Below are 12091 nucleotides of genomic sequence, written 5' to 3'. Positions count from 1 at the left end.
TCTTCTTTTTTATATTTAAAATGTAACATTTACGCCCAAAGACCATGTTCTCAATGTTGGATAAAGGGTCGTTGTTTTGTCATACATATTACGATACTTATCGGGGTATGGATTATACAGATCCCATAAATTATTTCCGGTTAGACTAAGTCTTGCCGCATCAACTTTTAAAGGTACCAACCATCGTTTAGGCAAAGTATAACCAATGCTTAGATTACGGATAAAGCAACGGAATGTACTGATAGTCCAGAAATCAGAAGGAGCATCTACTGATCCCGATAGTCTGTTTTCCATACCAATATTCGGATACTTTCCGTTAGGGTTCGATGTTTCATCAAACATATCTTTCCAGAAGGAATCCGGAGCCCATACCATATTCTGATTGGAAGAAGTATTGTATGATGCCACATCTATTTGACGGCTTCCTCCCCACGAAGTAGAAATCATCATACTGAAAGTTAACCCCTTCCATTCTGCTCCCAATTTGGTGGTAAATCCGTATGTTTTATTGTTTTTAGATAATTTGGCATAATCTTTCTCTTTTTCAATTTGCCCGTCAGGCCCTTTTTGTTTACCATCATCACCCATCTCACCTCCTAGATCCTTATAAGCAAGCATACCAGGTCTCAGGTCTGATTTATTAGTAGACCCCAGATATTTGACCTGACCGCCGTTAGCATTCTCAGTCAAATAACTCCAGTAATTATCAATATCTTGCTGATTACGTAAAATCCCATCTCCGGAGCTTGTACCTCTCCAAACATTAAATCCCCATTCAGGCATATAAGTCGAACGACCTGCAATAACGGTATTCTTGGCTGGCAGATCAACGGGAAGTTCCGGCCATTTTTTCACTTTATTCCCACTGAATCCAAAGTTAACACCCACATTGTAATTAACCTTTCCAACCTGGTCTCTCCAATTGAGAGAAAATTCACTACCCCATGCGTCAATTGTACCAAAATTCTTCTCGGAAATTGCACCACCTGCAATAATCGGAGTTCCAATAATACTTCCAATGTTTTGATTCAGTATGTCTGAATTTTGATCATAATAGAAGTCCATAGTTGCAGTCAATCTATTTCTCAAGAATTGCAAATCCAATCCTAAATTATATTTATTCGTAGTATCCCAATGGGCATCAGGATTGGCCGTTGCTCCCGCTTTCAAACCCGGAGTTGCAATACCGCTGTTAGACCCGAATCCATACCCTTTAGTGCCATCGACTTCATACAACTGCATCCAACGCCAAGCTTTTATATTATCCTTACCGGTTTTACCCCAAGAGAACCGTAGTTTTGTATAATCGATCCATTGAGGAAGTGAATTCTTGAAAAACGGCTCTTCAGAAGCTACCCAACCAACAGAAACGCCCGGGAAAAAGCCCCAGTAGTTTGACGGCGAAAATTTAGTAGAAGCATCGGTACGGAATATAAACTGGAATAAATACTTGTCTGCATAATTATATGATAAACGACCAAAGTAAGACAAAGCTCCTTGTTCGAATTTGTATGTTATTGAATTTCCGACATCCATAGTACCTGCACTAGGAGAGGTTCCCAAATATGAATCGGGATCGGGATTGTTGTACAGCATTTGTTTTTTGGTCTGAGAAGCTTTCATCCTTTCCATACCCACCATGGCCTCAATACTATGAACGCCTATTTTTTTGTCATAATTAACAAAGAAGTTCATTTGTTCATTTTTTGAAATTGCATCTGTATAGGCAACACGTGAACGTCCCGAAAACGAATCAAATTTATAATCAGACACAGATGTATGTTCGCTAAAGAAACGAGTACCAGGGTCCAATCTGTTACTTGCATTAAGATAAGCCAATGTATAAGGCATCATTACTTGTTCTGCATCTTCAGCGTCACGCTTCAATGCATAAGAACCTTTCACCGATAAACCTTTCACATATGGCACAGCATATGTAAGAGAGAAACTTGCATCATAGCCAAATGAGTTTGATTTGGAATATGCACCATCCGTATCCGACATAGCAAAATAATTCCAACTGCCAATCTGGTCATTCGACTTAGCATTACCCGGTGCAGAATAACTATTAAGCAATGGAGATGTATAATAACGGTTTCCATCGTCCAATGTTATTTCCCATGGAATGTAGTTAGGCATATGAGATAACAAAAGATATTCGCCGGACTCTCCGGGTTGAATTTTGTCATAACCATTGATACCTGTTCCGCTTTTAGCAAAGCTTTTCAGAATATCCTGTTGTGTTCCGGCAAGGGTAGCCGAAAATTTCAAGTCCGAAGTCAATTTTACATCAACACCTGTACGGAAATTCCATCGATCATAGTCCTGCTGCCCTAAGTTTGCTCCTTGAGTAAAATAAGTAGCTCCGGCATAATAAGTTGCATTTTCACCTCCACCGCTTACATTTACCGAATTAGAGACAGTTGAAGCAGAAGACCAAGCCTTATCGAGCCAATTGTAATTTAAATTATCCATCTGAGCCAATTCAGCCTCACTATATAACTTATTCTCCCATCCTGCAACAGCATTATTTACTTTACCATTAGCTACATTCATAGAGTTGGCAAAACGTCCATAAGCTGACCCTGTAAGAACCTTAGGATGTCCGACAGCATCATTTATCCCGAATTTTCCGGAATAACTGATTTTTGGAGTCCCGATTTTTCCACGTTTTGTTTTTACGATAATTGCTCCCTGAGAAGCACGTGAACCATATATGGCAGCACCGGCATCTCTGAGAACTGAGATACTCTCTATTTCAGAAGGGTCTAAGGCATTGAATGTAGATAAAGACGCTTGCCCTGTATTCGGGTCAATTTGAATCACATCATCAATTATAACCAAAGGAGTATTAGAGCTACCATCCTTTGAATACCCAAATTGCTGACGGATCGATAATGTTGCACCTTCTCCTGGTCTACTGTTGCCACCACTTACGCTTAATCCCGGAATCTGACCAGCTAATGCCGCACCTAGATTAGAAACCGGAAGATTCTCAAATTCTTTCGGGGTTATCACAGCAATAGAAGCAGTTACATCTTTCACTTTCTGGGTTCCATACCCTACAACTACCACTTCATCCAAAATTTTAGCATCTTCTTGTAAAGTAATATTAATTTTAGATCGATTTTTAATTTGAACATTCTGAGATAAATATCCAATAAATGAGACCTTCAGGATACCTTGAGGTGAGGCATTTACTCTGTAAAAACCATCAATATCTGTTATCACTCCGGTTTTTTCACCATCAACAATAACAGAAGCTCCAATCACGGCTTCTCCTTGCTCGTCGAGCACATTTCCTGATACAGATATAGTCGATTGACCATAAGCACACACGGATACAATCAAGCCTATCAGAAAAGTAAAAAATCTACCGCTAAATCGTTTAACTATTTTAGCCGTAAAAAAGGTTTTAAATAAATCTGTGTTTATCATGGGTTATTTAATAAGTGAATAAAAAATTCCTTGGTTAAGTTGAGCGTTTCTCTTGTATTATGACACTTTATATATTTAAATGAAATTATTTTTCAGAATTATTCATATTATCAATTAAGGAATGTCGACAAAAATATAAAAAACGAAATCTTAAGTAAAACGTTTAGGCATGTTTTATAACATAAGAAATAAAAGGATCAATTATCTAAAAAAATATATTCCTTTGTACACTTATAGGACATCAACTTTAAAGAATACATACAGACAAACACTCAATATAAAGACCTATAAAACAACAATAACCTTCTTTTTATTTTAAAATTACTTTTCACTAAAAGGAAAAACAGTCAGAATTGATCTGCAAAAATATATACAATATGATAAAACGATTAACTTTATTTACTGTTTCTTTTTTTCTTATGAGTATTTGTCCATGCTTTTCCGGGCAAATAGAATACCAACCTAAAATATCGGCAGGTGGGTTTTATGATTTAAAGAACTCTGATCGAAAAGTATTTAATTTCAATGTAGGATGGAGATTTCATAAAGGAGACATCCCGAATGCTGAGACAACCGAATTCAATGATTCTAATTGGAATATAGTATCTACTCCTCATACCGTGCAACTAATGCCGGCGGAAGCCAGCGGAAGCCGTAATTACCAAGGAGTGGCATGGTATAGAAAACATTTCACGGTAAATAAAGACTTAAAAAACAGGCTTATAAACATATACTTCGAAGCAGCAATGGGTAAATCAACCGTGTACCTCAACGGCAAAGAAATACTCACACACCTCGGGGGATATCTTCCTTTCAGCATAGAACTTACTCAACTTGGAATCAAAGCCGGAGACGAATGTTTAATTGCTGTTAAGACTGATAATTCAGACGATAAAAACTTTCCTCCGGGAAAAAAACAAACAACGCTTGATTTTACATACCATGGGGGAATTTATCGGGATGTATGGATGATCGCAACATCTAAGACTTTTATCACTGATCCGAACAAGACGAACAAAGTTGCCGGAGGCGGCATCTTTGTCCAATTTGGAGATATATGCAAAACAAAAGCTGAATTAATAATCAATACAGACATCCATAATGCAGATACTAAAGGGAAAACCATTATAATACACCAAAAACTGGTAGACAAAAATGGACAAGCAGTAGCTGTATCTCAAGGGAAGCTATCATTAAAAGCGGATGAGTCTAAAAATAATGCTCAAAAATTATTAGTAAAACATCCACTTCTGTGGCATCCCGACTCCCCGAATTTATATAGTATTGAAACTCTGATTACTGATTCAAAAGGGAATGCTATAGACGGAGTAACAACACGAACAGGGATAAGAAAAATCGAATTCCGAGGAAAAGACGGATTATGGCTTAACGGAGAACCCTGCGATAAACTTATTGGAGGAAACCGCCATCAGGATTATGCATATGTAGGTAATGCCGTACCCAATAGTCAACACTGGCGTGACGCAAAGAAACTCAGGGAAGCCGGATGCCGTATCATACGGGTTGCGCACTACCCTCAGGATCCTTCTTTTATGGATGCCTGCGATGAACTGGGCATGTTTGTCATTGTAGCGACTCCCGGATGGCAATACTGGAACAAAGACCCTCAGTTTGCCGAGTTGGTATATGATGATATTCGCAATATGATCCGCCGAGATCGCAATCACCCGTCTGTATTGATGTGGGAACCTATACTTAATGAGACAAGATTTCCGCTCGAATTTTCACTAAAGGCCCAGCAAATTACACACCAGGAAATGCCGGGATCATCATGTGCTGCTGATAATCATTCAGCAGGTGTTGCCGAAAACTACGAGGTCGTTTACGGATGGCCAAAAGATACAGGCAGTTATAAACAATGTATTTTTACACGTGAATTCGGGGAGAATGTGGACGACTGGTATGCTCATAACACAAATAACAGAGCATCACGCAGTTGGGGAGAAACTCCTCTCTTAATACAGTCTCTCCAGTTGGCAAAAGCATATAATGAAATGTACCCGGCCAGCCGTCAATTTATAGGTGGAGCATTATGGCATCCATTTGATCATCAGAGAGGATATCACCCCGACCCATATTGGGGAGGTATAATGGATGCGTTCAGACAACCGAAGTATTCATATTATATGTTCAAAAGCCAGGTTCCTGCCACATTCAGTAATCCTCTATTAGAAACAGGTCCTATGCTATTTATTGCTCATGAGATATCTCCTTTTTCAAGCAGTGATGTGACTATATTTACAAATTGTGACGAAGTTCGTCTTATCGTTTACGAAAAGGACACTCTTATACAAAAAGTTCCTCGTACAAATCCGGGAATGCCGAATCCTCCGGTAACATTCAAAAATGTATATGATTTTAACCAAATGCGTGTACTCCCTTATGTTGAGAAAAAATGGCAGCAAGTGTCATTTATCGCAGAAGGGCTGATAAATAGCAAGGTGGTATGCAGAGAAAAGAAAATGCCGTCGAGACGATCTGCAAAACTCCGCCTTTCAATTGACAATGCCGGGCAACATCTGACTGCTAATGGGTCTGATTTTATACCTGTAATATGTGAAGTTACCGACGACGATGGAAACGTAAGACGACTCGCCAAAGAACAGATACTTTTCTCGGTAGAAGGGGAAGGCGAAATCATCGGGGATGCAATTATAGGTGCTAATCCGCGTACGGTAGAATTCGGTTCGGCACCCGTATTGATCAGATCAACCACGACTGCCGGAAAAATTAAAGTAAAGGCAAGAGTTTTGTTTGAAGGAGAGCATGCTCCGACTCCTGCCGTAATAGAATTCGAAAGTATACCATCAGATTTTCAGCTTATTTATAATGAAAAACCCAGAACAGTAAACAAAAGCTCTTATAGCTTTGACTATCAACGCCAGCTATCAGAAGAAGATAAGCAAAAAGCTTTAAATGAAGTGGAGCTTCAACAGACTGAATTCGGCGAAAAGAATCAATAAAGTCTCAGATATTTTATTGAGATTAATACAGCTCGATATGTTTTACAACATATCGAGCTATTTTTGCTAAAACGTTTAATCTGATATTTTTGTATAATCTTAAATTTACCTGCTCCATGAAAAAAATCTACATTATATTACTATTGCTTATTTCATTATCTGCTCAGGCTAAGGATATAAATATATCCGAATACGGAGGCAACGGTGATGGAAAAACCAGCAATACAGGCATTATAAAAAGAGCCATAGACGAGTTGTCATCAAAAGGTGGTGGAACATTAAGTTTCACACAAGGAACTTTCGTTACAGGACCTATCGTACTGAAAAGCAATATCACTCTGCTAATAGATGCAAGTGCAACCATCAAGTTTTCGGATGATTTTTCGGAATATATTCCGTTTGTTGAAATGAGATACGAAGGTGTAGTCATGAAAAGTTTTTGCCCGATGATCTATGCCTATGAACAGGAAAATATCACCATCAAAGGTGAAGGCACAATAGACGGTAACGGCAAAAAGTGGTGGTATGGTACTTTCACCGTAGAAGGAGCTCACAAAGATGAACAATTCAAAAAAGAATTGAATCGGTATCAAGAGCTTTGGAATAAGGAGAATCCGAACCTCACCATCGAAGACCAATCAGATTGGAAACGGACTCTCGGTAAAAGGTTTTTCCGCCCTCCATTGATGCAGCCATACAAATGCAAAGGATTTAAGGTACAAGGGGTAAAAATTATAAATTCACCATTCTGGACTATCAATCCTGAGTTTTGCGAAAACGTATTAATAGATGGCATAACAATAAATAACCCTGATGCACCTAATACTGACGGGATAAATCCCTCATCCTGCAAAAATGTAATTATATCCAATAGTTTCATTACTGTGGGTGATGACTGTATTACTCTCAAATCCGGACGCGACTTACAAGGGCGTCAATATTCGACTCCTTGCGAAAATATCACTATCACTAATTGTGTCATGAGAGCCGGTCACGGTGGAGTTGTAATCGGTAGCGAAATGTCGGGAGATGTTCGCAAAGTATCTATCAGTAACTGTATTTTTGATGGAACAGACCGGGGAATCCGTATAAAATCGACTCGGGGACGTGGAGGTATTGTTGAAGAAATAAGAGTCAGCAATATTGTTATGAAAGATATCAAGAAGGAAGCAATTACAATCAATCTGTTTTATTCAAATGTTCCACAGGAAAGCTTTTCGGAGAGGACTCCCATTTTTAGAAATATACACATATCAGGACTTACAGGCAGTAAAGTAAATACAGCCTGCACGATACTCGGTATTGAAGAATCACCAATTAGCAATATCACATTATCTGATATCAATATAGATGCCGAAACAGGAATTCAGATTGATAAGGCCAAAGATATCACCCTAAACAATATAAAGATAGGGACACAATTGGGTACTGCATACAAAATCAGTTCAACTGAAAATCTTTATGTAAATAATATATCGACAGCCAATCCAGTCGCTACAAAACCTGTTGTAGAACTGACTGATGTGAAAGATGCCTTTATTCAAGGCTGTTTTCCCCTAAAGGGCAGTAAATCATTTGTATCTGTCGATGGAGCTGAAACCAACAACATTATCTTATCCAATAATTCATTTATAAGATTAACGACTGCAGTTGAAAAGGGAAACCTGTTAAAGAAGTCTGCAGCCTTTATAGAATAATAAGCAATGAAACTAAAAGCGTGCATATATATTTTCGTATCTTTTATTTGTATCTCCGGTCTATTTTCGCAGACACAAAACGCAGACAGCCTTTACTCTCGTCCATTGATTGAAGTTTTGAATAATATAGAACACCAATTCGGTATTAAAATCAAATACGATCAAAAGATGATAGATGGGAAAGTTCTCACTTATGCAGATTGGAGAATCAAACCGTGGAGCGTAACAGAAACTCTGAAAGCCGTACTTGCTCCTTTTGATTATATATACACGATGGATAACGGAAAGTATAAAATCAAATCATTCGAATACGCCCGAACAACTACGGAGGAAGGTAAGCAATTTCTCGATTATCTTAATTTGCTCTATCCAAATAAAACAGATTGGGAACAACGAAAGGCTCAACTAAAAGCCTGCCTGCCTTCAGCACTTGGGCTATCTCCAATGCCGACCAAACCAAGCACACAAATAATTTTAACCAAGATACGAAAATACAACGGATATACTGTTCAGAACTTTGCATTGGAAACTTTGCCGGGAATATATGTGTGCGGATCCATATACAAATCTTCCCTGAAAATGAAGCAATATCCGATTATATTAAACCCTAACGGACATTTCGGACAAGGGCGATACAGAGCCGATCAGCAAAATCGCTGCGCTATGCAAGCCCGTATGGGAGCAATAGCAGCCAGTTGGGATCTGTTCGCATGGGGGGAAAGTCTTCTCCAATTCGATGGAACTCTACATCGGCTAAGTGCAGCTCATGCCATCCAAACATTAAATACCTTACGCATACTCGATTATATGCTATCGCTGAAAGAAGCAGATCAGACCAAAGTCGGCATCACTGGGGGATCGGGTGGTGGCAGCATGACTATGATGGTCTCAGCCATTGACGACCGTATTACTTTAAGCATACCTACTGTTATGACTTCATCCTACTTTGTCGGAGGGTGTCCTTGCGAAAGCGGTCTTCCGGCACATCTTTGCGGAAACAGGACTAATAATGCAGAGCTTTCAGCGATGTTTGCACCCAAGCCCCAGCTTATCTTATCCGATGGTAAAGACTGGACTGCGAATGTTCCAGAATTGGAACTGCCCTACATCAAACGTATATACGGATTTTACGGAGCAGAAGAGAATATCGAAAATACCCACTTCCCCGAAGAAGGACATGATTATGGGATTTCTAAACGATTGGCAATGTACCGTTTTATAGCAAAACATTTCAATCTGGATTTGAAATGTATTTCGGATTCGGACGGAAATATAGACGAAAGCAAAGTAACCATCGAAAAAGAATCTGAAATGTATGCTTTCGGAGAGAAAGGCGAAAACCTCCCCAAAAATGCAATAAAAGGAAAAGAGTCTTTATTAAAAGTCCTGAAAGAGTACCAAATCATTAAAGAATAACCATGAAACAAGTTTTATCCATATTCGTAATGTTAGTCTTGGGAACATGCCTTTCTGCCCAACAAGACCTAAAGTTGTGGTACAACAAACCTGCAACCGATTGGAATCAAGCCCTACCTCTAGGTAACGGACGTCTGGGAGCTATGGTATTCGGCGATCCTTCGGTTGAGCATCTCCAGTTAAATGAAGAAACAATCTGGGCAGGTTCGCCAAACAGCAATGCACGTGAGCTAGAAAACGGTGTCTTGAATAAAGTCAGGCAACTCATATTCGAAGGAAAATACAAACAAGCAGAAGACATGGCTACAGAAAAAATCATGTCTAAAACAAACCATGGCATGCCATATCAACCCATGGGAGATTTGTTTATTTCGTTCAATGGTCATAACAAATACACCGACTATTATCGGGATCTGGACATCAGCAACGCAACCGCCTCTGTGAGCTATAAAGTGGATGGTACTACTTTCCGAAGAGAAGTATTCACGTCATTTACAGATCAGGCAGTAATAATAAAACTGACTGCAGATAAGAAGTCAAGTATTTCTTGTAACATATTCATGACTACACCTCAGGAGAAAGCCGAACAATTATCCGAAAACGGAGAGTTGATACTTACGGCAATTACCCCTGCTCATGAGAAACAAAGCGGAAAGGTACAACTCGAAACAAGAGTCAAACCCAAAGTCTCAGGAGGAAACGTTTCGGTTAATAATGGTATAATATCTATCAATCACGCTGATGAAGTGATCTTATATGTGGCTATTGCTACTAATTTCAACAATTACAATGACCTTACAGGAGACAAAACTGCGCGATGTAAAGCGTATCTGAATAAAGCATATAACAATGAATACAATAAGGCTAAAGATGAGCATAGCCTATATTATCAGCAATACTTCAATCGCTCGTCTCTTTATTTAGGAGAGACAGAAAACAATAAAAAGCCTACAGATGAAAGAATCCGTAATTTTGCGACGAGTTACGATCCTTCTTTGGCTGCATTATATTATCAATTTGGACGTTACCTGCTGATATCGAGTTCTCAACCGAATACTCAGGCTGCAAATTTACAAGGTATATGGAACGACAGGTATTTACCATCTTGGGACAGTAAATACACTTGTAATATCAATCTCGAAATGAATTATTGGCCTGCAGAACCTACCAACCTGAGCGAAATGCACGAGCCCATGTTACAACTTGTTCGTGAAGTAGCAGAAACAGGAACCGAAACAGCAAAAAAGATGTACAACTGTAGAGGATGGGTATTACATCACAATACCGATATATGGCGAATAACAGGTCCTGTAGATAGGGCAGCGTCAGGTATGTGGCCTACAGGCGGAGCTTGGGTAAGTCAACATTTATGGTACAGATACCTATATACGGGCGATAAAGAATTTCTGAAATCGGTATATCCTATAATGAAGGGTGCAGCCATGTTCTTCAATGATTTTCTGATAACCGAACCTTCGCATGGTTGGTTGGTCGTTAGTCCTTCGAGTTCTCCTGAAAATACGCATGCCGGAAGCAAAAATAAAGCTACAATTTCAGCCGGAACCACAATGGATAACCAACTGGTTTTCGATCTGTTTTCGGAAGTAATTACGGCTGCAGATCTATTAGGTTTGGATAAAGATTTTGCGGATACATTAAGATCTAAACGAGCTTTATTACCTCCTATGCAGGTCGGACAGCACAATCAATTACAAGAATGGATGCAAGACTGGGATTCTCCCGATGATAAACATCGACATGTTTCTCATCTGTATGGTTTGTATCCCAGCAATCAAATATCTCCGATAAGAACTCCTATACTTAGTGAAGCTGCTAAAAATTCGCTTATTTACAGAGGAGATCCTTCAACAGGATGGTCGATGGGTTGGAAAGTTTGTTTATGGGCTCGCTTACTCGATGGTAATCACGCATATAAATTACTTACAGAACAACTGAATCTAGTAACAAACGAAAAAAAGAAAGGTGGAACATACAGTAATATGTTTGATGCCCACCCACCCTTCCAGATTGATGGAAATTTTGGATGTACTGCCGGTATTGCCGAAATGTTTCTACAAAGCCACGACGGATTTGCACATATACTACCTGCATTGCCCGATGTATGGAAAGACGGAGAGATTAAAGGCTTAGTCGCAAGAGGTGGCTTTGTGTTTGACATAGAATGGAAAAACGGAAAAGCTACTCGAATACAAATCTACTCGAAAAACGGAGGTAATTGTCGCATCGGAGTGGTTGGCAAATTGAGTGGACAAGGGATAAAATCTGCCAAAGGCGAAAATCCAAATTCATTATACGCAACACCTCAGATTACAACTCCTTTGATTTCGGACAAAGCAACAATAAATCGAAATATAACAAATACCTACACATCAGCATCGAATATGTACGATCTGAAAACAGAAAAAGGTAAAGCATACACTTTCACTATTAAGTAACTGTAAGTATTTAATGACATATCTTAAAATAATAACTAATTGTTGTTGTTATACTTGCAAAGTCAATAAATAGGTTTGAGACCTTAAAAAATAAATAAAT

The 12091-nt window shown here is 39.0% G+C and carries 4 protein-coding genes and 1 pseudogene; 4 read left to right on the top strand and 1 reads right to left on the bottom strand.

Going from position 1 to position 12091, the window contains the following annotated elements; all coding sequences use genetic code 11:
- Positions 1-15: 15 nt before the first annotated feature.
- Positions 16-3438 (bottom strand): SusC/RagA family TonB-linked outer membrane protein, encoded by a 3423-nt coding sequence (locus K322_RS0117880; RefSeq protein WP_084158618.1) that lies wholly within the window; start codon positions 3436-3438, stop codon positions 16-18.
- Positions 3439-3815: 377 nt separating this feature from the next.
- On the opposite strand from K322_RS0117880, the gene K322_RS0117875 reads away from it, so the two are divergent.
- The 4 genes and pseudogenes from K322_RS0117875 (at position 3816) to K322_RS0117860 (ending at position 11991) form a co-directional block, all read left to right on the top strand.
- A complete protein-coding gene (locus K322_RS0117875) occupies positions 3816-6422 on the top strand; it encodes a glycoside hydrolase family 2 protein (protein WP_026628106.1) in 2607 nt (868 codons plus the stop codon).
- Positions 6423-6538: 116 nt separating this feature from the next.
- Positions 6539-7879, top strand: a pseudogene (locus tag K322_RS0117870) (glycoside hydrolase family 28 protein); the annotation flags it as partial.
- Between the two features lie 246 nt (positions 7880-8125).
- Positions 8126-9535 (top strand): acetylxylan esterase, encoded by a 1410-nt coding sequence (locus K322_RS20015; protein WP_051290962.1) that lies wholly within the window; start codon positions 8126-8128, stop codon positions 9533-9535.
- 2 nt (positions 9536-9537) lie between these two features.
- On the top strand, positions 9538-11991 hold the full coding sequence (locus tag K322_RS0117860; protein ID WP_026628104.1) for a glycoside hydrolase family 95 protein: 2454 nt from the start codon (positions 9538-9540) through the stop codon (positions 11989-11991).
- Positions 11992-12091: the final 100 nt, after the last annotated feature.

It is taken from the genome of Indolivaga capnocytophagoides DSM 22835, assembly GCF_000426485.1.
Lineage (GTDB): Bacteria > Bacteroidota > Bacteroidia > Bacteroidales > Dysgonomonadaceae > Dysgonomonas_A > Dysgonomonas_A capnocytophagoides.
Note: the sequence above shows the minus strand (reverse complement) of the source record. Positions and strands in the feature narration are given on the sequence as shown.

Coding starts and splice junctions, on each gene's coding strand:
- K322_RS0117860 (WP_026628104.1), top strand. CDS start 9,538: ATGAAACAAGTTTTATCCATATTCGTAATGTTAGTCTTGGGAACATGC.
- K322_RS0117875 (WP_026628106.1), top strand. CDS start 3,816: ATGATAAAACGATTAACTTTATTTACTGTTTCTTTTTTTCTTATGAGT.
- K322_RS0117880 (WP_084158618.1), bottom strand. CDS start 3,438: ATGATAAACACAGATTTATTTAAAACCTTTTTTACGGCTAAAATAGTT.
- K322_RS20015 (WP_051290962.1), top strand. CDS start 8,126: ATGAAACTAAAAGCGTGCATATATATTTTCGTATCTTTTATTTGTATC.